At 49.2% G+C, this 25,099-nt stretch carries 21 protein-coding genes and 1 other annotated feature; of the genes, 18 read left to right on the top strand and 3 right to left on the bottom strand.

What is annotated here, in order from left to right; genetic code table 11:
* Position 1: 1 nt before the first annotated feature.
* Both cobA and hemB read left to right on the top strand, forming a co-directional pair.
* Entirely contained in the window at positions 2-1,579 is a 1,578-nt protein-coding gene (cobA, locus tag B9Y93_RS22390; RefSeq protein ID WP_085498469.1) for a uroporphyrinogen-III C-methyltransferase, read from the top strand.
* Between the two features lie 213 nt (positions 1,580-1,792).
* Positions 1,793-2,794 (top strand): porphobilinogen synthase, encoded by a 1,002-nt coding sequence (gene hemB / locus B9Y93_RS22385; protein WP_085498467.1) that lies wholly within the window; start codon positions 1,793-1,795, stop codon positions 2,792-2,794.
* 269 nt (positions 2,795-3,063) lie between these two features.
* Here the strand turns inward: hemB and B9Y93_RS22380 are convergent, their stop codons facing one another.
* Positions 3,064-3,741 carry a Crp/Fnr family transcriptional regulator gene (locus B9Y93_RS22380; RefSeq protein WP_085498465.1) on the bottom strand — a complete coding sequence of 226 codons (678 nt, stop codon included), beginning with the start codon at positions 3,739-3,741 and terminating at the stop codon, positions 3,064-3,066.
* A gap of 99 nt (positions 3,742-3,840) precedes the next feature.
* On the opposite strand from B9Y93_RS22380, the gene hemL reads away from it, so the two are divergent.
* The 3 genes from hemL (at position 3,841) to B9Y93_RS22365 (ending at position 8,141) form a co-directional block, all read left to right on the top strand.
* Positions 3,841-5,139, top strand: coding sequence for a glutamate-1-semialdehyde 2,1-aminomutase (hemL, locus tag B9Y93_RS22375; RefSeq protein ID WP_088548567.1), 1,299 nt, complete (start codon positions 3,841-3,843; stop codon positions 5,137-5,139).
* 225 nt (positions 5,140-5,364) lie between these two features.
* Positions 5,365-6,255, top strand: coding sequence for an RluA family pseudouridine synthase (locus B9Y93_RS22370; protein ID WP_085498461.1), 891 nt, complete (start codon positions 5,365-5,367; stop codon positions 6,253-6,255).
* A 146-nt stretch (positions 6,256-6,401) separates the two neighbouring features.
* A complete protein-coding gene (locus B9Y93_RS22365; protein ID WP_085498460.1) occupies positions 6,402-8,141 on the top strand; it encodes a LysM peptidoglycan-binding domain-containing protein in 1,740 nt (579 codons plus the stop codon).
* 316 nt (positions 8,142-8,457) lie between these two features.
* Here B9Y93_RS22365 and B9Y93_RS24715 read toward each other — a convergent pair whose 3' ends face one another.
* Positions 8,458-8,622, bottom strand: a complete 165-nt coding sequence (locus tag B9Y93_RS24715) for a hypothetical protein (RefSeq protein ID WP_169026474.1) — start codon at positions 8,620-8,622, stop codon at positions 8,458-8,460.
* A gap of 187 nt (positions 8,623-8,809) precedes the next feature.
* Positions 8,810-9,115: a binding site (T-box leader), on the top strand.
* Between the two features lie 134 nt (positions 9,116-9,249).
* On the opposite strand from B9Y93_RS24715, the gene B9Y93_RS22360 reads away from it, so the two are divergent.
* From B9Y93_RS22360 to B9Y93_RS22345, 4 genes are all read left to right on the top strand, one after another.
* On the top strand, positions 9,250-11,916 hold the full coding sequence (locus tag B9Y93_RS22360; protein ID WP_085498458.1) for a valine--tRNA ligase: 2,667 nt from the start codon (positions 9,250-9,252) through the stop codon (positions 11,914-11,916).
* A gap of 134 nt (positions 11,917-12,050) precedes the next feature.
* Positions 12,051-13,427, top strand: a complete 1,377-nt coding sequence (locus B9Y93_RS22355) for a bifunctional folylpolyglutamate synthase/dihydrofolate synthase (protein WP_085498456.1) — start codon at positions 12,051-12,053, stop codon at positions 13,425-13,427.
* 3 nt (positions 13,428-13,430) lie between these two features.
* The gene (gene murC, locus B9Y93_RS22350; protein WP_085498454.1) at positions 13,431-14,804 is read left to right on the top strand and encodes a UDP-N-acetylmuramate--L-alanine ligase; all 1,374 of its coding nucleotides are present in this window, start codon (positions 13,431-13,433) and stop codon (positions 14,802-14,804) included.
* Positions 14,805-14,914: 110 nt separating this feature from the next.
* Entirely contained in the window at positions 14,915-15,868 is a 954-nt protein-coding gene (locus B9Y93_RS22345) for a serine/threonine protein kinase (protein WP_176229005.1), read from the top strand.
* An 89-nt stretch (positions 15,869-15,957) separates the two neighbouring features.
* On the opposite strand, the gene B9Y93_RS22340 is transcribed toward B9Y93_RS22345, so the two are convergent.
* Entirely contained in the window at positions 15,958-16,155 is a 198-nt protein-coding gene (locus B9Y93_RS22340; protein WP_085498450.1) for a hypothetical protein, read from the bottom strand.
* Positions 16,156-16,519: 364 nt separating this feature from the next.
* On the opposite strand from B9Y93_RS22340, the gene B9Y93_RS22335 reads away from it, so the two are divergent.
* The 9 genes from B9Y93_RS22335 to B9Y93_RS22295 all read left to right on the top strand — a co-directional run bounded on the left by B9Y93_RS22335 (position 16,520) and on the right by B9Y93_RS22295 (position 25,032).
* Positions 16,520-17,857 (top strand): SPOR domain-containing protein, encoded by a 1,338-nt coding sequence (locus B9Y93_RS22335; protein ID WP_085498448.1) that lies wholly within the window; start codon positions 16,520-16,522, stop codon positions 17,855-17,857.
* A 287-nt stretch (positions 17,858-18,144) separates the two neighbouring features.
* Complete coding sequence (locus tag B9Y93_RS22330) at positions 18,145-18,762, top strand: Maf family protein (RefSeq protein ID WP_085498446.1); 618 nt, start codon at positions 18,145-18,147, stop codon at positions 18,760-18,762.
* Between the two features lie 91 nt (positions 18,763-18,853).
* Complete coding sequence (radC, locus tag B9Y93_RS22325; RefSeq protein WP_085498444.1) at positions 18,854-19,540, top strand: RadC family protein; 687 nt, start codon at positions 18,854-18,856, stop codon at positions 19,538-19,540.
* Positions 19,541-19,638: 98 nt separating this feature from the next.
* Complete coding sequence (locus B9Y93_RS22320) at positions 19,639-20,673, top strand: rod shape-determining protein (protein ID WP_085498442.1); 1,035 nt, start codon at positions 19,639-19,641, stop codon at positions 20,671-20,673.
* Between the two features lie 96 nt (positions 20,674-20,769).
* The gene (gene mreC / locus B9Y93_RS22315; protein WP_085498440.1) at positions 20,770-21,681 is read left to right on the top strand and encodes a rod shape-determining protein MreC; all 912 of its coding nucleotides are present in this window, start codon (positions 20,770-20,772) and stop codon (positions 21,679-21,681) included.
* Positions 21,678-22,208: a rod shape-determining protein MreD gene (gene mreD / locus B9Y93_RS22310; RefSeq protein WP_085498438.1), complete on the top strand. Its 531-nt coding sequence runs from the start codon at positions 21,678-21,680 to the stop codon at positions 22,206-22,208. Before mreC ends, mreD begins: the two co-directional genes overlap by 4 nt.
* A gap of 206 nt (positions 22,209-22,414) precedes the next feature.
* Positions 22,415-23,071 carry a septum site-determining protein MinC gene (minC, locus tag B9Y93_RS22305; protein ID WP_085498436.1) on the top strand — a complete coding sequence of 219 codons (657 nt, stop codon included), beginning with the start codon at positions 22,415-22,417 and terminating at the stop codon, positions 23,069-23,071.
* 5 nt (positions 23,072-23,076) lie between these two features.
* Complete coding sequence (gene minD, locus B9Y93_RS22300; RefSeq protein ID WP_085498434.1) at positions 23,077-23,871, top strand: septum site-determining protein MinD; 795 nt, start codon at positions 23,077-23,079, stop codon at positions 23,869-23,871.
* Between the two features lie 6 nt (positions 23,872-23,877).
* Positions 23,878-25,032, top strand: coding sequence for an FtsW/RodA/SpoVE family cell cycle protein (locus B9Y93_RS22295; protein ID WP_085498432.1), 1,155 nt, complete (start codon positions 23,878-23,880; stop codon positions 25,030-25,032).
* Positions 25,033-25,099 lie beyond the last annotated feature (67 nt).

The raw sequence follows: 25,099 nt of genomic DNA, 5'->3' as shown, positions 1-25,099 counted from the left end.
CATGGGAGAACGTTCGAATGCAGAAGGGATCGTCTATTTAGTAGGAGCAGGACCAGGGGATGCAGGACTGATTACAGTCAAAGGCATGCGTTGTCTGGAAGAAGCGGATATTGTCGTATATGACCGCTTGGCAGGCCCTCGATTGATTCAAATGGCTAAGCCGGACGCGGTAAAGATATATGTAGGCAAACGGCCTGATCATCATGCCATGAAGCAGGGACAAATTAATCAGCTGCTTGTAGAGCTGGCTAGAACAGGCAAGCGAGTGGTTCGGCTTAAAGGTGGAGATCCTTGTGTATTCGGACGTGTAGGAGAGGAAGCGGCTGTTCTGAAGCAGCATGGCATTCCTTATGAGATCGTGCCCGGTGTGACTTCTGCGGTTGCCGTGCCGGCCTATGCAGGCATACCGGTTACCCATCGCGATCGCGCTTCTTCTTTTAGTGTCATAACAGGTCATGAGACGCCTGAACGCTTGGAGGAGAGAGTGGATTGGGACGAGCTGGCTAGAGCGACAGGCACCTTGCTGTTCCTAATGGGTGTCGGGCATATTCGCTCGATTGCAGAGCAGCTGATGCGGTGTGGACGCTCGCAGGACACGCCTGTAGCGCTTGTTCGCTACGGAACTCGTGCTGAACAAGCGACGCTTGTGGGCACGCTTGCGACGATAGCAGATGAAGTGGAGCGAGTAGAGTTTCGCGCTCCTGCTGTAATTATCGTAGGAGAGGTTGTATTAGAGCGTGAAGTGATGAAGTGGGCAGAGAGCCGTCCTTTGTTCGGACAGCGTGTGCTGGTTACGCGCGCGCGAGCTCAGTCAGAATCGTTTATACGTGCTATTGAAGCATTGGGCGGCGAGCCGTATGAGTACCCTGTTATTGAGACGAAGCTCCCTAGCGACGCTGCTAGACTGGCAGACATAGAGGAGGCCCTCTATGAGATATCCTCGATGGATTGGCTCATTCTTACGAGCGCCAATGGCGTACATGCGTTCATGGATCATATGAAGCGAGTGAAGATGGATGTGCGCAAGCTAGCATCCGTACGCATCGTGGCTGTAGGTCCGAAAACACGTGAAATCATTGAATCCTACGGACTTATTCCAGATTATACGGCCGAGCAGTTCAGTCAAGAAGGCGTCTTTGAACTACTTAAGGACAAAGTAAGCGCGGGCGAACGTGCACTCATTGCAACTGCAGATCTAGCTAGACGCTGGCTGCGCGATCAATTGCAGAATGAGGGGCTAGAGGTTATCGATCTAGATACGTATCATACAGTGCTGCCAGACTATGAAGACTATCATATCGCTGAGCTGCTGCTGGAAAATAGCATACAGCTCGTTCCGTTTACAAGTTCATCAACGGTCACTCATACGCTTGAGATGCTTAAGCGCCATCGTGTGGAAGATCCAGTGGAGGCGCTTAATCGTACGGCTATCTTCTGCATTGGCGAACAGACGGCAAAAACAGCCCTTGAAGCAGGATTAAAGATTGCAGCTGTAAGCGAAGCATCCACCATGGATGGCTTGCTTCAAGCGATGCTTCAATGGGTACAAAGCCATCATCAGGCAGCCGCATGGTCTTGATGGTCCATAATTTCAGCTGATAGACAAGAACAGTCATACACATAATCATGCAATAAAGCGAGAGATTCGTGCGCAGCGAAGCAGATGTGTTAGCAGAAGCAGAATGGGCTTGCGAAGGTCTTGCTTTACTTATAGATATTTACTGCTCCTAAGAACAAACTTCTTAAGAGAACCGCACAGCACGGTAATAAAGGACCAAGGAGGAATACGAAGATGGCATTTCCAACAACAAGGCTGCGCAGATTGCGCAAAACAGCAGGTATTCGCAACATGGTACGAGAGACAAGCTTGAGTGTGCATGATCTTATCATGCCTATTTTCGTTACACATGGAACAAATGTGATGGAACCGATCACTTCGATGCCGGATGTATACCATTTCTCATTGGACAACTTAAATGATGAGGTGGATCGAATCGCAGCGCTTGGCATTCCAGCGATTATTTTGTTTGGGGTCCCAGATCATAAGGATGCGACAGGAAGCTCAGCTTACGATCATAATGGCATTGTGCAGCAGGCAACAAGACAAGTGAAGGCTCGTCATCCTGAATTGGTCGTTATTGCGGATACCTGCCTGTGTCAATTTACCGATCACGGGCATTGCGGTGTTGTGCATGTGCATGAAGTGAATGGCCATCAGATTGGTGAGGTGGACAATGATGCCTCCCTTGCTTATCTTACACAAGCGGCAGTCGCTCAAGCAGAGGCTGGTGCTGACATTATTGCGCCTTCGAATATGATGGACGGCTTTGTGCATGCGATCCGAGCAGGACTTGACGAGGCGGGATATCAGGATGTTCCGATTATGTCATATTCGGTCAAGTACGCCTCTGCTTTTTATGGTCCTTTCCGTGATGCCGCTCATTCGACTCCGCAATTTGGCGATCGCAAGGCTTATCAGATGGATCCTGCGAACGTCCGTGAAGCACTGCGCGAGGCGGAAGCTGACGTTGTTGAAGGTGCGGATATGCTAATGGTGAAGCCTGCGCTTGCCTATATGGACGTGCTGCGCTTATTGAAGGACCAATTTGACCTTCCGTTGGTTGCTTACAATGTAAGCGGTGAATACTCAATGGTAAAGGCTGCTGCAGCGCAAGGATGGATTAATGAGAAGGAGATTGTGTCCGAGATGCTGCTTGGCATGAAGCGCGCAGGGGCCGATCTTATTATTACTTATTTTGCAAAAGATATGGCAGAGTGGCTGCAGAAGCCTTAATGAATGCAGCGGGGGCGTTGCAAAGTGCCGGTGGATCGTGCATCCTAGCAGTCAAGGGATTGGATTGGCATTCTGAGACGGCGGAACAAGCTTCTAGGTACATATGCTTTCTTTATAAGCAGCTGCCCTGCTTGCCAATGCTTACTCCGTGTGGCGGCACATGTTCAAGCTAGTGCTGAGCTTGCATGGCTGCTGCCTGCATAATTAAACAGGTCGGTGTAAAGAGCGCGCTGAGCTCTTTTGTTACCGACCTGTTCGTTCATAAGGCATTATAAAATATAATTGCTGTCATACAGCTTCGCTAAATCAATCGAATACTGATGTTCTTCAATTGACAGAATGCCTTCTTCTTGCAGATCTTGCAGCACCTCATCCAGAATATGAAGCTTGACGCCGGCGAGGCCTGCGGTAGCTTCTCTGCTGAAGGGCGTATGTACGATGAGCTTGTCCTCGCTTCGCTCGCCATGAAGCTTAGCGCTGCGGATCATATTCTTCACAATGCGGGCTGACGGCTCAAGAAAGGCCAGATCGTAGACGTGCGTATTTGTGGCTCTTAATCGGCTGCACAATTGAATGATGACCTTCTGTGCGATATCATAGTGCGCACGAAGGAGCAAGTGGAAGCTTTCATTGGTAACGGTAAGGAGAATCGTGTCCTCTAGGGTTTCGACTGTAGCGGATCTCGGCTTGCCATCGATCAGGGAGAGCTCGCCGAAGCTGTCTCCTGGATGGAATACGGCCAGAATCTTCTGATGTCCCTCGTCATTGGACGTGTATACTTTGACGGAGCCTTTTACGACAATGCAGAAGGCGCTTCCAGGGTCGCCGCGTTCAAACAGCACCGTATTCGGTTCGAATTCGAGCTGAGATGTAATGGATGTAATGATATCCAGCTGATCATCGGATAATTCGGAAAACAATGGCACGCGTTTGAGCAATTGGATCATGATCTCTTCCCTCATTTTATGTTATTAACGTATGATCGTTTTTTCTAAATAGTTTATCATACTCATAAGGGCAAAATATAGACAGGAGTGCATATGTTCATGGAAAATAACAGAGTTCGGCGCGATGAGCGCTCAAAAGCAGCTTTTGAAGAAGCTAAGCAGGTTATGCCAGGCGGCGTGAATAGTCCTGTGCGCGCATTTAAGTCTGTAGGCCTGACGCCTGTCTATATGGAGCGCGGGGTAGGCTCCCGCGTATTTGACATTGACGGCAATGAATTTATCGACTACGTAGCCTCTTGGGGACCGCTGATCCTTGGTCACGCACGTCCTGAAGTCATTCAAGCTATTCAAGAAACTGCTGCAAAGGGGACAAGCTTTGGTGCTCCGACGGAGATTGAAACCGCGATGGCGCGCCTTGTCTGTGAGCGTGTGCCATCAGTGGATATTGTTCGTATGGTGAATTCCGGCACCGAGGCCACAATGAGTGCGATTCGATTGGCGCGCGGTGTGACGAAACGCAATAAGATTGTTAAATTTGAGGGCTCCTATCATGGACACGCAGACAGCTTGCTGATTAAGGCGGGGTCTGGTGTTGCCACGCTTGGATTGCCTGACAGCCCTGGCGTTCCTGAGAGCATCGCTAGCAATACCATTACGGTTCCTTACAATGATCTCGATTCAGTTAGACTCGCCTTTGACAAGTTCGGCGAAGAGATTGCATGTGTGATTGTAGAGCCTGTGGCAGGCAATATGGGCGTTGTGCCGCCGGTACCGGGCTTCTTGGAAGGTTTGCGTGATCTGACGACGACCTATGGCAGTCTGCTAATCTTCGATGAAGTGATGACGGGCTTCCGCGTCCATTACCACTGTGCGCAGGGCCGCTTTGGCATTACACCGGATCTGACCTGCTTTGGCAAAGTAATCGGCGGCGGCCTTCCTGTTGGTGCTTATGGCGGTAAAAAAGAGATCATGGAGCAGATCGCCCCTAGCGGCCCGATCTATCAAGCAGGGACGTTAAGCGGGAATCCGCTTGCGATGATTGCAGGCTATACGACGCTGTCGCTGCTTACTCCTGAGGTCTATGACAATCTGGAGGCGAAGGGCGCGAAGCTGCAGGCAGGTATTGAAGACAATGCGAAGCAGCTTGGCATCCCTAGCACAGTGAATCGTGTGGGCTCGATGGTATGTCCGTTCTTTACGGATCAAAGCGTAACCAATTATGATGTGGCGAAGAACTCTAACCTGGAGCACTTCAAGGCGTATTTCGGGCATATGCTCAATCATGGCGTGAGCGTGGCTCCGTCACAGTTTGAGGGCATGTTTGTGTCTAATGCTCACACAGACGAGGATATTGAGCTTACGATCGAGGCGCATTACCAGGCCTTGAAGCTATTGTAATTTATTAGTTGGTCACATATGAGAATTCAACATGGGCATATCCTGCAGCTTGGCATGTCCGACATATGTGAAGGATAAGAGATAGGGGCCGCGTTAACTCGTATCATCATTCATACAAAATGGATGATTTGTGGATCATAACCATGAATGCGGCCGTTCATCGCCAAGACTTGGGCGTTATGCCATGCGCTTAACATATCGCATCGATGTGAAAGGAACGTGAAGATGCAAGTTAGACACTGGAGAAGACGAGGGGAATGGCTTGAGCTTACGCCAGGCCGCTCGGTTCTAAAGGATGAACAACAATTAGAGCACTGGATGAGGCACACGCTTGGTGTGCCTCTTCATATGATCAAGACATGGAAGCATGAGAAGAGGCTCAGCGTTGCGGGAGATCGTCTCCGGCTTCCTGTCTTTATGCCAGAGCAAAGTGATGCAGCGCCCGCAGACGAGCCTGCTCAACTTCTGTATGAAGACGACAGCTGTCTTGTGGCATACAAGGAAGCGGGGATGCCTGTTCATCCTGCTGATCAAGAGCAGGACCAAGCGCGAATGGCGCTGTCTCATGCAGTGGCTTGTCATTACGCATGGACAGGCCAAGAGGTGCGAATTCGGCATATTCATCGACTGGATGCGGATACAACAGGACCGGTGCTGTATGCCAAGACCGCGCTCTCTCATGCTATCTTAGACGAGGCGATGAGAGAGAAGCGCATTCATAGAACGTATCTCGCTGTCGTTGAAGGTGAAGTCAAGTCATCAGAAGGAACTATAGAAGCCCCGATCGGCAAGGATCGTCATAAGCGCAATCGCCGCGTTGTTACACCTGCAGGAGATCACGCCATCACGTACTACAAAACGCTAAAGTGCTCTTCTCAACTATCGCTGGTTCAACTTGAGCTTGGGACAGGTCGCACCCATCAGATTCGAGTACATATGGCCCACCTCGGACATCCTCTTGCAGGCGATGTCTTATATGGGGGAAGCAGCAAGCTTTTTCACCGTCAGGCTTTGCATGGCCTTTCGCTACGGTTTCCTCATCCCTTCAGCGGGGAGGAATTGATCGTTGATGCTCCTCTGCCTGAGGATATGAACCTATTGATTCAAAAAATATAGTCATGCTCTCCAAGCACCGCCCATATGATGAGAGTAAGGAACGGTCTCTGACCTATGGTGCACCTATACTTCAATCGTACGAGCGTACGTAGATCTCATGGGCATCTGTCAGATGGCATGATGAACTGCGGGAGGAGGAGCAGTCTGTGTATGATGAATCTTATGGTTTAAGATTTGATATTTATGAGCGTGTTCACTTATCAGACGATCTGGTAGGTATTGATCAGTTAGAGGAGGTAGAGCTTACCCCTCATATTCAGGTCATCCCTTCAGGAGAGCAAGTAACCGTCAGAGGGAGTCTATTGCTTGCTGGTGTGTATGTGGGTTCCTCACAAGAGCGAAAAAGCGAATCACTGGAACATTGGATCCCTGTCGAGATTACGCTTCCGTTGAATCGCGTTCGCAGCTTAGAGGACATATGTGTGGATATTGAGCATTTCGACGTCGATCTCTTATCGACCCGTTCACTCAATGTTACAGGCGTGCTGTCGCTTAAAGGGATTACGGTCGAGGAGCCTTCAGCTCCAGCGTGGGAACCCGAGCAAATTACGGTCATGCATGAATCTGCAAGAGAAGGAGAGGAGCCTGTATGGATAAGAGATTATGATCAAGCAGGTGACCGGCCATACTTAACGAATGAGGTTGTTCCGCAAGCGTCGCTGCGAGCGACAGAGGGACCGCCACAAGCACAGATCTCGAGTGCTGCCGAGGATACGCAAGCGTCTCAGCCAGCCGAACAGCAAACCGGCGATATCGGGCAGGTTAGCGAGCAATACGCGAGTACGTTCTATCAGCAGCAGCTGAATCAGCAGCCGGCACCTAGCGAGGTGACAGCCTTCACTGATCGTATTGGCGAAAGCTCATCAGGCCAGGAGGCGAACCCGGAAGCGATTCAAGCACAGGATGCAAGTGCGATGGTGGATGCAGATCGAGACGAAGCCTTGAGGCAGGAGTCTGAGACGGCTTCTCCTACTGTCTCACAGTCTGTAGAAGGGACACCTGAGCCGCTGCAGGCCTCCACTGCACAAGAAGAGGAGGAGCGAATCTTTGCTGTGAACAAAGAAGCGCTCACAATGGAGACGGAGACAGAGCAGCCGCTATGGGGCGACCTGCTTGCCAAGAAGGCGCAGCAGCCTATGAAGCCAGAAGCCAAGCCGGAAGCTGCCTCTCAGGCACAAGCTCAAGCTGTCGTATCCGGTGAGTCGTCCACATCATCCGCAGCGTCCGTGTCACAGCCGTCGACCAACCTGACATGGTCAGATACCCCGTGGTCAAAGGCAAGTGTGGCGCCAAACGCGAATGAAGCGGTTGAGCCGGTTGAGGATTTAAGAGGCGAATCGGAGAAAGCGACGGAGCCTGTGGACATTCCTGAATCCACGATTGAAGAGGTTCAGCGCGAAGCGGAAGCCATTCTGTCGGCAGAAGAGCAAGAACGCGAGCAGTCTGAAGTCATGGAAGCTGAGGCTCACGAACCTGAGCTTGAAGCAGCACCTGTTGTTCAAGAGAAGAAAGAGATGAAGGTGGCTATTGGCAGCTCCAAGCCAACCTCCAGCGCTCCAGGTACAGAGCCAATAGGCTACAGCAGCATTCTTGCATCAAGCAAGCAGAACAAGGAGAAGGAACGTGAAGCGGAGCAGCGTATCAATGAAGAAGAGCAGCAGATGGATGCTCCAGCCGCTGAGGATGTGAATTGGCAGTCCTTGTTCCTTAACCGCGTGCAGGATGATCGAGGGTTCCGCAAGGTGCGCATGTGCATTGTGCAGCGCGATGAGACGCTCGATACGATTGCAGGCCGTTATGAGATGAATCCGCGCGAGATTGCCATGTACAATCGCTTAGAAGAAGATGCTCTAACGCAAGGCCAAGTTCTGTATATTCCATCTTGAATAGGTGCATAGCTCCCCTGTCAACAATAGCGAGGCGGGGGAGCTTGATTTGTTAAGTGATGATGGTACAAGTGAGTATTCAGGTAGATATTGAAGTAAACGAGCGATATCTGAGCTGATTAGCTTGGAAGGTTAGAATCGTATGCGTTGGATGAAGCTTTGAAAAGCAAAGCGAAAAAGAGGCGGTCGCTCCCATGCTTTATTAGGGGAGCACGCCTCTTTTTCATGGGATAACATAAGGCCGGGTATCGCCATATCCCTATTTACCTATCATGATGATGACGGGCTGTCTTGCGTTCTATAGCCGTTACGACGACTAGAACACCTCGAATAAGATGCCCAGATAAAGCAAAAACATTGCGAATAAGAGCAGCACATCAAAGCCTGTCGGGAACAATAGTGTTCGAATAAATTGAAGGCATATGAGTGGGAAGATAACGCTTTTGACCGCATATCTAGCTCGCATCCACCAGCGTTCCATGGCAGCACGCTCCTTTTTAATCCTCAAAACACTCCTTTCTAAGAAGGTATTTATACAAGCCCTCAAATAGTACAGGTTATAAGAAACGTTTTTTTAGGAGATGCTGGGCAATAGAGTCGAAAATACGCGATCTTCTATTGACTTTGCTATATTGGCAAATGTACAATATGGTGTAAATGTTTAGTCAATAAAGACATAGAACAGGAAGAGTAAGCATGACTGCCCCTTACAGAGAGCAGTGCAGCTGGTGGAATGCCTGCAGGAGTGTGGATGCTGAAGTCGCCTGGGAGTTGTCCTGTTGAACACAGCGCTGATTCATGATGAATCAAGGCGTCTTGAGTAGGCAGGGACGGTAGCAGCCGTTATGTGCGAATGAAGTGCTGCAGCTTGGCTGTATTCGAAGCATCGATGCGAATACAGTTGTGACCGGCTTAAGGAATTGAGCCCTGCAGAATGAAGGTGGTACCACGGAAGCAATCCTTTCGTCCTTTGCGGCGAAAGGTTTTTTTGTGTTCAGAGATAAGCATGGGCTCTAACAGATGCGTACCTGTTCGCCTCAATAGCACGGTGTGATCTTCGTCATCACCCTAACATAACATGACTAGACCATTAATGGAGGGATTAAACATGGCTGACAATCAAGAACAGCTGTCTATGCCGACAACGTATGATCCGAAGGCAGCAGAACAAAAATGGTATGACTACTGGATGCAAGGCGGCTATTTCCAAGCAGGCCGCAATAAAGACGCGGAGCCGTTTACAATCGTGATTCCGCCTCCGAACGTAACAGGCATGCTCCATATCGGTCATGCCTTGGACTTTACGCTCCAGGATATTATTATTCGCTCGAAGCGCATGCAGGGCTATGATGCGCTCTGGCTGCCAGGCACAGACCACGCAGGCATTGCGACTCAATCCCGTGTGGAAGCCACTCTTCGAGAAGAAGGCATCTCCCGCTATGATCTTGGCCGCGAGCAGTTCCTTGAGAAAGTATGGGAGTGGAAGGATACTTATGCGAACCGCATCCGCTCACAGTGGGAGAAGATGGGGTTGTCTTTGGATTACTCCCGCGAGCGTTTCACACTCGATGAAGGCTTATCGAGCGCTGTTCGCGAAGTATTCGTAAAGCTCTATGAGAAGGGGCTTATTTATCGCGGAAAGTACATCATCAACTGGGACCCGGCTGCGCGTACTGCGCTTTCTGATATTGAAGTAGAATACAAAGAAGTTCAAGGTGCGCTCTATCACCTGAAATATCCGCTCGCCGATGGCTCTGGCTCCATTACGGTTGCGACTACGCGTCCGGAGACGATGCTTGGCGATACAGCGGTTGCGGTGCATCCGAAGGATGAGCGCTACCAGCACATGATCGGCAAGACGCTCCTGCTTCCAATTGTGAATCGTGAGATCCCGATTATCGCGGATGAATATGTAGACAAAGAATTTGGTTCTGGCGCTGTTAAGATTACGCCTGCTCATGATCCGAACGACTTTGAGGTTGGCCTTCGCCATGATCTTCCTCAAATTCTAGTGATGGACGAAAGCGGCAAGATGAATGATCAAGCAGGACCGTACGAAGGCTTGGATCGTTTTGAAGCGCGCAAAAAAGTGGTGGCTGATCTTAAAGAACAAGGCGTATTGATCCAGATTGAGGAGCATGTGCATCAAGTCGGACACAGCGAACGCAGCGGTGCTGTTGTTGAGCCTTATTTGTCTACTCAATGGTTCGTGAAGATGAAGCCGCTCGCGGAGCGTGCAATTGAAGCGCAAAAGTCCGGCAAAGGCGTAAACTTCGTTCCTGATCGCTTTGAGAAGATCTATTTGAATTGGATTGAAAATGTGCGCGACTGGGTTATCTCAAGACAGCTGTGGTGGGGACATCGCATCCCGGCTTGGCACTGCCAAGATTGTGGACACATCAATGTAGCTAGCGAAGACGTTGCGGCATGTTCTTCTTGCGGCAGCCACAACTTGCAGCAGGATAACGACGTATTAGATACGTGGTTCAGTTCTGCACTATGGCCATTCTCGACGCTTGGCTGGCCGGACACGGACAATGAGGACTTCAAGCGCTACTACCCGACCAATGTGCTTGTAACGGGATATGACATCATTTATTTCTGGGCTGCTCGCATGATCTTTACGGCGCTCGAGTTTACTGACCAGATTCCATTTAAGGATATTCTGTTGCATGGACTTGTGCGTGATGCGGACGGTAAGAAGATGTCCAAATCGCTTGGCAACGGGGTAGATCCTCTAGAAGTCATTGATCAATATGGCGCTGATGCGCTTCGCTATATGATCTCCACCTCAAGCACGCCTGGTCAGGACCTTCGCTTCCGTTGGGAAAAGGTAGAGCAAGCGCGCAACTTTGCGAATAAGATCTGGAATGCTTCTCGCTTTGCGCTTATGAACCTGCAGGGCTTCACGTATGCTGATATTGATATTACGGGCGAGCTTGGAACAGCGGACCGTTGGATTCTCCATCGCCTGAACGAGACGACTCGCGATGTGACGCGCATGCTTGATGCATATGAGTTTGGCGAGACGGGACGCCTTCTTTACAACTTCATCTGGGATGATCTTTGCGACTGGTACATTGAGTTTGCGAAGCTTAGCTTGTATGGCCAAGATGAAGTACAGAAGAAGCAAACGAAGTCCGTGCTTGCCTATGTGCTTGATCGTACGATGCGCTTGATTCATCCGTTTATGCCATACATCTCCGAAGAGATCTGGCAGCATCTTCCTCATGAAGGGGAGACGGTAACCTTGGCAGCATGGCCGACTTACGATGAGAAGCTGGAAGCGGCGGGTGCGGTAGCAGAGATGAACTTGTTGATGGATATGATCCGTGCTGTACGCAATATCCGCGCTGAGGTCAATGTCCCGATGAGCAAAAAGGTTGAACTTATGGTGAAGCCTGCGGATGAGAATACCTACAACAACATGAACCGCAACATTGAATTCATAGAGCGCTTCTGCGGAACGTCTAAGCTTGATATCGATCTAGCGATCGAAGCTCCAAGCAAAGCGATGAGTGCGATGGTGACAGGGGCGGAGTTATATTTGCCGCTTGCAGGTCTCATTGACATCGAGCAGGAGATCGCTCGCTTGAATAAAGAGATGGAGCACCTGAACAAGGAAGTCGAGCGAGTAGAGAAGAAGCTCTCTAACGAAGGCTTCATGGCGAAGGCTCCAGAGAAGGTTGTTGCTGAGGAACGTGCGAAAATGAATGACTACAGCGACAAGCGCGATAAAGTTAAAGCGAGAATTCAAGAGCTGCAAGAGGTATAATAGGATGGAAAGGGCGATAGCCTTACTTCACGTAAGGCTCGTTCTTTCCTTCATGCATTTATGAGCCTTAATCGTAGATGCGCCATCATGGCGATCTATCGTAAGGCGATCACTTCGCACAAAGGATGATGATCATGGTAGCAGCGAATGGAACAGGTACATATGTCCCTTTCACAGAGGTGGAGCAGGCGATCGATTGGATTAATTCCCTTATTCCTTTCGGTATTCGTCCAGGACTTGAGCGCATCGAGCTGCTGATGGAACGCATAGGCCACCCTGAACGCCGTCTCAAATTTATTCATGTTGCAGGGACAAATGGCAAAGGATCCACATGCGCAATGCTGACCAGCGTATTGATGGCCGCAGGCTATGATGTAGGTACCTTTACCTCTCCATATATTGAACGATTTACGAATCGATTCAAATTCAACAATGAAGATATTAAAGACGAGACCTTAGTTGAGATTGCGAATCGGCTTCGTCCGCTGGTGGAAGAGATAGCTGCAACTGAGCTTGGCTCGCCAACGATGTTTGAAGTCGCTACAGCCGTAGCGCTGGTATATTACGGCACGGTAGTGTATCCAGATGTTGTTGTATTGGAGACGGGACTTGGCGGCCGTCTTGACGTGACGAATATCGTAACGCCTATAGTGTCGGTCATTACGAACATCGGTCATGACCATATGGATGTGCTGGGGGATACGATTGAGAAGATTGCCTTTGAAAAGGCTGGCATTATAAAGGCAGGCGTTCCCATTGTTACGACAGTGGAACAGCCGGAAGCACTTGAAGTCATTCGCAAGAAAGCAAGCGAGATGAAATCCACGCTGTATGCCTTGAAGGAGCAGTTTAGCTATGAGGCCGTTTCTTCTTTTGAAAATGAACAGATCTTTTCTTTCAACGGGCCCTTCCGTCAGATTGAAAAGGTGGGCATAACCCTTAATGGTGCTCACCAAATCACGAACGCGGTGTTGTCCTTGATGACGCTTGAAGTGCTTCGCCAGTACATGGCATTCGTGATCGACGATGAGGTGCTGCTTGAGGGCTTTAAGCGTGCTGCATGGCCTGGCAGACTGGAGATGATCCGCACCTCGCCAAGACTGCTGATCGATGGGGCTCATAACCCGGAAGGAGCAGAGACCTTGGCGCAAGCGCTTCGGGATACGTATCGTTACGAACGCTGCCATATCATGATGGGAATGCTGTCAACCAAGCATCATCATGATACGCTTCGTCATATACTGCCATTAGCGGATACGGTGATCTTTACCGAGCCGAACTTCCGTAAGAAGATGGATGCTGAACAGTTGGAGGCGATCGCTGAAGAGGTGCTGTCTTCTGAGGCAAAGCGTCCAGAGATGATCATAGAGCCGGATTGGAGACTCGCGCTAGAGAAGCTGACGGCATTAACGAAGCCTGGGGACTTGTCAGTTGTCACAGGAACGTTATACTTAATTGCTGATGTGCGTTCGCATATCTTATATCATACTGAATCTGAAAAGGGCTGGTGAGTCGTGTTGAAGACGTTGGAGCATGTTCATTTTATTGGCATCGGGGGCTATGGAATGAGTGCTATTGCCCGTGTGATGCTGGAAATGGGCTATACGGTCACCGGATCGGATGTCGCTAGACAAGATTTGACGGATAAGCTCCAAGCAAAGGGAGCCGTTATTCATATTGGGCATGACCCTGCTTATGTGCAGGATGCAGATATTGTGGTATATTCTACGGCCCTTCCAAAAGATAATGAAGAGCGTGTAGCAGCGGAGCAGCGAGGCATTCCAGTGCTGCATCGTTCTGAGATGCTGGCGCGCCTTCTGAATGCCAAACAGGGGATTACGATTGCAGGAGCGCACGGAAAGACCACGACCTCTTCCATGATCGCATTTGTGCTGGATCGCTGCGGGGTAGATCCTACCTTTATTATCGGTGGCGAAGTTACGAATCTAGGCACGAATGCGGCGGCAGGCCGCGGCGATTTTGTTGTGGCCGAAGCGGATGAGAGCGATGGCTCCTTCTTGGCTTATCATCCTCAGATGGCGGTTGTAACGAATATTGAAGCTGACCATTTGGAGAATTATGGCGGGGACTTTAATAATCTGAAGGCAGCTTATGTGCAGTTTCTCAGCCAGATCAAAGAGGATGGAGCAGCGGTGTTATGCGGCGATGATCCTATCATTCGCGAGATGATGTCAGAGCTCAAGTGCAATGCAATCACGTATGGCATTGATGAGAAGGCAGATTATCAGGCTGTGGATATAGAAGCTGTGGATCGTCATATTCGTTTTACGATGATGAAGGGAGAAGAGGCTCTTGGAATGGTGGAGTTGTCTATCCCAGGAAGACATATTGTGCTGAATGCGATGGCAACCATCATTGTCAGCATGCAGGCGGGAGTAGCCTTTGAACAGGCTGCTGCGGCCATTACAGACTTTACCGGAGCGAAGCGACGCTATCAAATTATTGGCTCAGCCCAAGATGTCCTGATTGTAGATGATTATGCGCATCATCCGACGGAGATCGAAGCGACGCTGCTTGCTGCTAAGGCTTCAGGGAAGCGAATCGTTGCGGTGTTCCAGCCGCAGCGTTACTCGCGCACCTACTTCCTGTTCGACCAATTCAGTCGCGCATTTAGCCATGCTGATGAGGTGCTGATTACCGATATATATTCACCAGCAGGAGAGCAGCCTATTGAAGGGGTTCATTCCTCGAAGCTCGTGGAGAGCATTCGCGAGCATAGCAACGAGCATGCACAGTATATTGCGGATAAAGAAGAAGCTCTCTCTTATTTGAAAGAGCATACGAAGCCAGGCGATCTTGTCATTACGATGGGAGCGGGAGACATTTGGCGCGTAGCTTACCAGCTGGCGGATTACTATAAGGCATAAAGCATAAGCTTCATTACCAAAAGCATATCATCTAGATGCTTTCCAACCTGACAGACTGCGAGACTTCACCCTGAAGGCGCAGTCTGTTTTTCGTAGCGAGGAGGATGGTTGTGCTGTCTTTAATTCAGAGAATGCGAGATAGATGGCTGGATTTCCCTTATCAGGATAGCCGCGAGATTGGACAAGACCGATACCGCATAGAGCATGTTATTGGGATGGGAAGCTATGGTATAGCCTATTTGGCTAAGCAGACTGAGAAGAGCATGCCTTGTTTGATCAAGCAGAGCCGGCCGAGCAAGAAGGAGAAGGGGCGAGAGCTTCTTCGAAGAGAGGCGGAATTTCTTAAACGGATGAACCACGACCGTGTACCTCAATGTGTGGATTACTTTGTTGAGGGCAGGGATGAATGCTTGGTCATGACCTACATCCAAGGATCAACAGTGGAACAGCTGCTTTTTGAGGAGAAGAGGCCATTCACTGAAGCAGAGGCGTTGTTGTTTATACGAGAACTTGGGCAGCTTGTGTATGCGGTGCATCAAGCATCGATTGTGCATTTGGATGTGCGTATTCCCAATGTGCTGGTGCGAGCCGGCGAGCTGTATTTGATTGATTTTGGGTTGGCAGAGACTTATGAGCCTGAAGCTGTTCATGCTGTACAGCAGCAGCTTGGAGAGCGTGGCTGGAGAACACAAAGGAAGACCCTCTTTGCCGCCAGAACCAAGCAAGAAGATGACCTATTGAAGCAGCAGATGAGAGCGCCTTTGTACAGCAGTGACTGGTTTGCTGTAGGTCATCTGCTGCTGTTTATCCTCTATTCCAGCTATATGGAGGAAGACGAGCAGGAGGAGCATCCTTGGGAGGAGGAGCTTGATCTGCACCCTGCCACAGTGAACCTGCTCAACCTCTTGCTTCAGCGCGAGAGCGAGGACGATGCGGTGTATCAGCGTCACATCGAGCAAGCCTGCGAGGCGCTTGAAGTGAGTCGTTACTCGCTAAAGCAGGCGCTTTGTGGTCCAAATGTTCAAAGTAAAGTTATACCCCAAAATAGCACCCTATCCACGTAGAAGCGCGGGACAGTCTAGAGTCCTTCGTGCCGTGGAATAGGGTGCTTTTGATTGGCTGCGTATCATGTGCTCTCTTTATTTTAAATGGATTAACTGGAAAAATAACTGCTAAAGCTCTTGGATTTGCGCTTGTAGTGCTTATGCCCATAACGCTGCGGTGGATAAGAATGATTGTGGTTCTGAAACGGACCACGATGCTTTTTGTATTTATAATCGCTGCTGTCATATTTATGGTGTTGGTGTCCTTTCACGGAATGCATTAATCGCTTCAACATATTCTTAAGCATGTATTCACCTCCTCCATGCTGCAGTTGAACTGCATATTTATTATGTACATACGGAGGATAGACAGGTGTGTTTCGGAAAAATTGAAGAGCACCTCCACTCCTTACAGCCAGAGGTGCTCTTCAAGCGCTGTGAGAAACACGAAACGAGAAACGCTAGCATAGTTAGTGCTCAGTGCTCATGAAACGAGGGGTGACGCTTCTCCAACTGCCTCTGTTCTCTATCCCTTACATCCTATGAATGGCTGCTAGATTATGCTTCCGCGAATCTAGAATAATCTTTAAAAAAGGATAGAGCGATGCGTTCTATTTTCTATGAATCTACCATATACGTAGTAATAACCAATGGATCGAAGGATGGTGAATCATGATGGAGCGCAATACAGCCAAATTAACGTTTCGCTTCCCTGTGCAAGCGGACGACAGCAATAAGCAGGACATGAAGAGCGAGGAAGTGAAACGGCAGTCGATCGACTGGAGCGACTGGCAGTATGAACAGATGGAGGCAGGCACGGATAAGGAGAAGGATATAGAATCTACTAAGATAAATGCTTTGGAAATCGCAGAGGATCCCCATGATCCCGTTTTGCAAGATGAAGAGAAAAGATTGCTAGCACAAGAGTCGCCTTCCATAATAATACCGCCTAAGGACGTTGAAGATGAGATTGATCGCATTGAACGCATGATTCGGGAGACTGGCGGCACGCAAGCGGATAGAGAAGAGATAGTTGTGTCAGCAGAAGAAGCGTCATGGGGCAAGACGGACAAGCTGGAAGAGGAATGGACAAGAGAAGCGCCCAAGCTCGAATATGCGGCGATCAGCCAGGCGGGCGCAAGGTCTTCGCGTCCAACGTTGATTCGAGTGGCCTTGTCTGTCTTTGGAGCAGTTGCAACAGGACTTGCTCTTGGTCTTCTGACCTTGTCATTATTTAAGGGGGACACACCGCTTCCCGACCTGAATCGAGACATGGCTGTCATGGGAACGGTATCTGATAAAGATGCAGGTGCGAACCATAACGATGAATCGGCAGCCGCCGCGCAGAATGAGCCCTCTAAGCTAGCTGATGCCGTGAGCCTTAGCATACCGGCTCGAACTACACATGTTCTGCAGTATGGGGTGTTCAGTCAAGCCGAGGGAGCTAAGAAAGCAGAAGAGGAGCTTCGTTCGCTTGGGCTTGCAGCAGTTAGGGTTCCAGGAGAAGAGAAGGGAACTGAGCGAGTATTTGCCGCTATTGCCGATAGCCGCAATGCTGCTATGCTTCTCAGCGATGCATTGAAATCACAGGATCTGGAGTTGTATGTGCGTCCTCTAGAGCGTAAGGCGTACGAGACGCTCTATTTTACGGGAGATGCTAAGCTTCTAGAGACGTTCGTCAGCAAAGGAGACGTTGTCTTGGACTGGCTGATTGTGGAGTCTTCCTCCATGCTGCAGGCCAAGACCCCAGCCGCCTTTGACAAGGCAAGCATGGAGAACTTAAGAAATATCCATCAGCAATGGACAGAAGAAGGCCAACGCTTGAAAAAGACACTCAATAGCGTGGATGAGAAGGAATGGGCAAAAGTTGTTCAAGCGATGAACACCGCCATTAATGGAGTAAACGAATATAATAAAAAGCCTTCATCTGCTCAGCTCTGGAACATTCAGCAGGCCAGTATCCAGTATTCCCTGCTGGAGGGGACTTGGCTCAGTCGCTTGGCAGGATAAGGACCACGAAGACCTCCAATCGCTGCTGCAAGCAGGATAGGGGTCTTTTTTTGACAACAATAGTACGTCTTGTTCCATAGTAATTTGAACCACATTCTATGAGCGTAGAAACCTACCTCTAAACGGGATTATTCATCTGTTGGATGGCCACGACAAAGGATTTCTCATGCACGCTGACAGCTTGTGTTAACGAAGTGCAGAAGATGCAGTAGAAGCAGAAGTCTACATGGTGTATACTATTTGTCAAGCTGCAAAACAGAGCGTATAATAAGGAAAGGTGTCAAAAAATGGAGAAGATTCACCGAAATACAGAAGATTTGCCTCTTCTTGTCCTTGCATCCTCCTCACCAAGACGACAGCAGTTAATCCATCTGTTAGGTCTGCCTGTAGAGATTGAGACAAGCGATGTAGAGGAAAAGGTTGAGGCGGAGTGGACACCTGCGCATGCAGTGGAACAGCTGGCAAGAATGAAGGCTTCTGCTGTGGTAGAGCAGCGTGGAGCAAGACAAGTGCAGGGACTTGTTATCGGGGCAGATACAGTTGTTGCGCTTGAAGATCAGATTCTAGGGAAGCCGACAGATGATACGGATGCACTTCGGATGCTGAGAATGCTTCAAGGTCGGGCTCATGATGTATATACAGGTATCGCATGTATGGATATGGTTACGGGAACGGTGTTAGTAAGGCATCGTCGCACGCGTGTGTGGATGCGTCAACGGACAGATGAACAGCTGCTCTCTTATATTGCGACAGGAGAACCTCGGGACAAAGCAGGTGCTTACGGGATTCAAGGCGTAGGCTCAACAATGATAGATCGCATTGATGGATGTTACTTCAATGTGGTGGGTCTGTCTGTATCCCTTCTTTCAGAGATGCTGGAATCCTTCGGTATCGAAACTCCTTGACCTTCTTGCAGTATAATCTTTATGGGCTGTTATTTGTGAGGCATCTGCCAAGGCTAACCATCTTAACAATAGGTTGAGAGGAGCGCTTGGAATGACACACCAGCCAATGCTAAGGGATTTGCCAGAAGAAGATCGTCCAAGAGAACGAATGAAACACGCTGGAGCAGAAGCGCTCAGCCTTGTAGAGCTGCTCGCTATTCTGCTTCGGACAGGAACGAAGAATGAATCTGCACTGCTCGTTGCACAGCGAATCCTGAATCATACAGGCAGTCTGCATAACCTTGCGGATATGACGTTTGCGGAGCTTACTGCCATTAAAGGAATTGGGACAGCGAAGGCGCTTGAATTGCTTGCTTGCCTTGAATTGGGTCGGCGCATGGCCAAGACCCGTATGGAGGAGCAAGCGCTTATTAGACGACCGCAGGATGCTGCCATGCTTGTGATGGAGTCGATGCGCTATTATAAGCAGGAGCACTTTGTTTGCTTGTTTTTAAACATTAAGAATAAGGTGCTGGCCCAAGAGACCATCTCCATTGGGACCTTGGATGCCTCCCTTGTGCATCCTAGAGAGGTGTTTCGCGCAGCGATTCGTCACGGGTGTGCTTCTGTGATCTGCATTCACAATCACCCAAGCGGGGATCCAACGCCAAGTCATGAGGATATTGCCATCACGAGAAGGCTGATGGAGGCGGGCGAGCTAGTCGGCATTGAAGTGCTGGATCATATTGTCATCGGCGATAAACGCTATGTAAGTTTGAAGGAACAAGGGCATATGTAATATAATGTTTAAGTTGTTTACATCTAGAGAGAAAAATACAGAATATTGAAGTTGTTCAAGGGTAGCTTGAATACGCAAGTTAAAGGAGATTAGACATCATGTTTGGTGGTTTTAGCAAAGATTTAGGTATTGATTTGGGCACTGCAAATACATTGGTATATGTTCGTGGAAGAGGAATTATCGTACGGGAGCCGTCAGTTGTAGCGATTCGCACCGATACGAAGACGATAGAAGCAGTTGGTGAAGATGCAAAGAAAATGATCGGGCGTACACCAGGCAACATTCGCGCGATTCGTCCAATGAAGGATGGGGTTATCGCTGACTTCGACACCACGGCTACGATGATTAAGTATTTTATCAGACAAGCGCAGAAGCAGCGCTCTCTTTTCCCGCGCCATCCTAATGTGATGGTCTGTGTACCGTCTGGCATTACTGCGGTGGAGCAGCGTGCGGTAGAAGATGCTACGAAGCAGGCAGGAGCGAGAGAAGCGTATACCATAGAAGAGCCGTTTGCAGCCGCTATTGGCGCGGATCTTCCTGTCTGGGAGCCTACAGGCAGCATGGTGGTCGATATCGGCGGCGGAACGACAGAAGTAGCGGTTATCTCCTTGGGCGGCATCGTGACAGCACGCTCGGTGCGTGTAGCTGGCGATGACATGGATGAAGCGATTATTCAATACATCAAGCGCCAATACAACTTAATGATCGGGGAACGTACGGCTGAGCAGTTGAAGATGGAGATCGGCTCTGCGCTGCAAGCCGAGGAAACGACAACGCTGGAGATTCGCGGACGCGACTTGTTGACGGGCTTGCCGAAGACACTGACCATCTCCTCTAACGAGATTACGGATGCACTGGCTGACACCGTGAGCGCAATTGTGGAAGCAGTGAAGGTGACATTGGAAAAATGTCCGCCTGAGCTCGCTGCGGATATTATGGATCGCGGGATCGTGCTGACAGGAGGCGGGGCACTGCTTCGCAACCTAGACAAGCTGCTGGCAAAAGAGACGGGCATGCCTGTTATTGTCGCGGAGAATCCGCTCGATTGTGTTGCGATTGGAACAGGCCGCGCGCTGGACAACATCCATCTCTTCAAAGCACGCAGCAGTTCCGCCCTTCGAATGAAGCGTTAAGCACCGGTATGTATTTATGGCGCCGCACTGGACCGTTCCACCAGTGCGGACCCATATGTATAGAGCCACGGAACGAATCTGCATGACGATGAGAAGGTGTTGACACTGTTTAAGCTGTTAGGCAACAAGCGTTTGTTTATTTTGATGGTTGGACTTATTGTATTTATCGCAATCATGGGCTTTACGCTTGGAGCCCGCGGTAAGGTGTCATGGCCGGAGAAATTCGTGCACGACACCGTTACGTTCGTTCAGAAGATATTCTACAAGCCAGCGTCAGCCATTTCTGGTTTTATTGATGATGTCTCGAAGTTAAAAGAAACGTATGAAGAGAATGAGAGATTGAAGGTTGCTTTAGCGCATTATACTCGCGACAAGGGTGTGTACAACGCCTATAAAGCAGAAAATGAACGGCTTAAGGAAGATTTGAAGTTCACAGAACGCCAAAAGCAAAAAAGCGATCCTTATGAGTATCGCATTGCTCAGGTAAACTCGATTAACGTGGCCGATCCATTCAACCAGACCATCAACATTGACCTGGGAGAGAGCGACGGCATGCGTGTTGGAATGCCTGTCATCTCGATTGACGGCGTTGTCGGCATGATTAGTAGAGTTTATCAATTCACCTCTACAGTCGAGCTCTTGACGAACATGGATGACAAGGACCCGAATTCACGTTCAATCGCGGTGACTGCGCTTGGAAAGGAGAACAAGTCCTTTGGGATGATTGAATCTTATGACCAAAGCGAAGGCATGTTCTTGATGACCCGGATTGAAGAAGATGATCCGCTTGAAAAAGGGGACATTATTGTATCGTCGGATTTGGGACAGTATTTCCCGCGAGGACTGGTCATTGGTAAAGTAAAATCCAAAGAGCCGGGAGACTTCGGATTGACCTATACGGCAAAGATCGAGCCAAGTGCCTCTTTTGAGAATTGGAGGGAGCTGTTTGTCGTTGTCGATCATGCCGCTAGGGATGATGAGGCAGACAAGAAGGAGAAGACCCCATGAATCGTAACTGGATGATTCTCTTTATGTTCCTTTTATTCTTGATCGAAGGAACATGGCTGCCCTTTGTGATCCCAGACGTATGGTCTGATCGCTTATTCCCTCAGCTTGTCTTCATCGTGGTGCTGTACCATGCGGTGTACAAGCATCGTCATACAGCGCTGATGATGGGGCTTGGCTTCGGATTGCTGCAGGATATTGTGTATTATGGCCATATGATTGGTCCGCATACCTTCTCGATGGGGCTGCTTGGCTATCTTGCAGGCTTGCTGTTCTCCACCCGAAACACCTCCATGATGGTCATGATGATGATATCCTTTATGGGAAGTTTCATTTATCAAACGATTATTTTTGGAATCTATGCGCTGTTTAGCGTTCAGCATTTGGAATTCAAGGATGCGCTGTTGAATTACATGATCCCTAGTTTGTTTATTCAATTGCTGTTTGCACTCATTATTTATGTGCCGATGCGCAAATGGTTTGAAACTGCTCCAGTGACTGATTCCACTGAGGATAAAGAAGCGTCATAGCCGTCTTGGAATCAGATCCGGGCGGCTTTGTTTGCTGTTTGACAGGCTAGAGAACTGCAGAGGCATGGAAGTACGAGCTTATTGAACCGTCAACATGAATTGACATTTTGCAGGGGATATCTCATCGTTTTTCCTATGATTTTGTAAGTCGTTGCAGGAACTTGCCTCATGCGTAACGAAAGAGATTACGTTGGGAGGGACGAACGATGACGGCCAAGTCACTAGTAACGATAAAAGGTGTCAAAGACGGCCTCGTGTTCCTGCTTGACGATAAGAGCGATTTTAGCGATGTGCTGCATGATTTGCGCGCTAAGCTTGAACATACATCTCAGTTCTTTAGTGGACCTATCGTGTATGTGGATGTCAAGTTGGGGGCTCGCTCCGTTGTAGACGAGCAAAAGACAGCATTAGTAGAGATATTGAGACAGAGAGGAAATTTGCTCATACGGTCTATACAATGTGATGCTGAGTCTAAACCGCAAGAAAAAGGCTATCAGGTACAGACTTTGACAGGAATTGTACGATCGGGTCAAGTATTACGACATGAGGGCAACTTGTTATTTTTAGGTGATGTGAATCCGGGTGGACTGATTGAGAGCACAGGGGATGTCGTAGTATGTGGCGCATTGCGCGGAACCGTGCACGCTGGTGTTAATGGTGATGCGAATGCCGTTATCGTGGCGAGCTTGTTCGCACCAACGCAGCTCCGAATTGCTGATGTCATCAGCCGACCGCCAGATGAGTGGGGAGTCAAGCAAGCTCAGATGGAATACGCCTATGTGCGGGAGGGGCAGATGCAGATTGATAAGGTTGCGCATTTGCACCGGATTCGCCAAGACCTGAATATGTTCAAAGGAGTGTAGATTGCATGGGAGAGGCCATTGTCGTCACTTCGGGAAAAGGCGGTGTCGGTAAGACGACGACATCTGCTAATCTAGGTACAGCCCTTGCACTGCAAGGCAAGAAGGTGTGCATGGTAGATACGGATATCGGACTTCGCAACCTTGATGTTGTGATGGGACTTGAGAATCGTATCGTTTACGACATCGTTGATGTTGTAGAGGGCCGCTGCCGCTTGAATCAAGCGCTGGTGAAGGATAAGCGCTTTGATGAGCTGTACATGCTGCCGGCTGCCCAGACGAAGGATAAGCTTGCGGTGTCGCCGGAGCAGGTGAAGGATATTATTTTGGAGCTTAAGAAAGAATTTGAATACATTATTATCGACTGTCCTGCTGGTATTGAGCAGGGCTTTAAAAATGCGATTGCAGGAGCTGACGCAGCCATCGTGGTGACGACTCCAGAAAATGCTGCCGTTCGTGATGCAGATCGGATTGTAGGCCTGCTCGAAAGTGCGAACTTGGGGTCGCCGAAGCTGATCGTGAACCGCATTCGCCCCAATATGGTCAAGAGCGGTGAAATGCTCGATATTGAAGATGTGCTGCAGGTGCTTAACATCGATTTGATCGGCATTGTGCCTGATGATGAGCTCGTCATCAAAGCGGCGAACAGCGGAGAGCCTACGGTGATGAATCCTAACTCCAAGGCAGCGATTGCTTACCGCAATATTGCTCGTCGTATCCTGGGAGATACGGTGCCGTTAATGCAGCTTCATCAGAAAAAAGGGATGATGACGAAGATGAAGAAGTTTTTTGGAATAGGATGATAAGCCTTGCTGAACAAGATTAAGCGAGTAGATTGGATTATTGTTGGAATATTGCTTTGTTTCGCCGTGTTCAGCCCATTGCTTGTCTACAGCTCTACCCATGGCAGTACGACGATGGATGCGTATTCCATGGCCATGAAGACAATTATTTTCTTTGCGATAGGCTTTGGCATGATGTTTTTGATCGCACTGGTGGATTATCGACTTTATTTAAAATGGTGGCCTGTCACATTCGGCATTACGATCCTGCTGCTCGTTGGGCTGTATTTCTTTGGCGCTTATATCAATGGTGCGAGAGGCTGGTATCAGCTAGGCTCATTAAGCTTTCAGCCTGCCGAGGTGGCGAAGATCGCGATTATATTCGCCGTTGCGCAGATGCTTGGCAAGCGCAACGGCGAGCCCCTCACGTTTACAAGGGATCTTGTGCCGATCGGGCTTGTCGTGTCGATTCCATTTGGTCTTGTTGTAGCGCAGCCAGACCTTGGGAATGCTGTCATTTATGCTGTGATCCTGATCGCGATGCTGTGGATTGGCGGTCTGAAGTATCGTCATATGCTGGTAGGCACCTTAATCGTCGTAGGCTGTGTGGCACTGGTATTTTTCAGCTTTACAAGCTTCAAGGATCAGACGGAGGCTTTCTTTAAGGAAACGCTTGGTCAGCAGCACTGGTTTGAGCGTATTAATACCTTTGTTAGCCCGGATTCGGCATCAAACGATGAACGCCATCAATCGGAATATGCGATGACAGCGATTGGCTCTGGCGGCTTATCAGGAGATGGCTATCTGCAAGGGGAGTTGAAGCGAAGAGGGTATGTGCCGTTAACCTACTCCGATGCGATCTTTGTCGTGATTGGAGAGGAGTTCGGTTTTCAGGGCGGCGCGATATTGCTGCTGCTGTATTTCCTTTTAATTTACCGCATGATACTCATCGCCTTCCAGTGTTATGATCGCAGGGGCTCCTACATGATTATTGGTATCGTAGCGATGTTTGTCTTTCAGATATTTGAGAACATCGGCATGATGATCGGGCTTATGCCGATTACCGGGATTACCCTGCCATTTATAAGCTATGGTGGTACTTCGCTCATGCTGAACATGTGCTGTATTGGACTTGTCATGAGCATCCGGATCTATCAGGAAAAGTATCAGTTGGAGGATTAAACCCGGGGCTGATTGCAATGAAATATAGAGTTTTGCCAGGCACGCTTTTAATCTACACCGTATCGGT

It is taken from the genome of Paenibacillus aquistagni (genome assembly GCF_900177815.1).
GTDB lineage: Bacteria > Bacillota > Bacilli > Paenibacillales > Paenibacillaceae > Paenibacillus_B > Paenibacillus_B aquistagni.
Note: the sequence above shows the minus strand (reverse complement) of the source record. Positions and strands in the feature narration are given on the sequence as shown.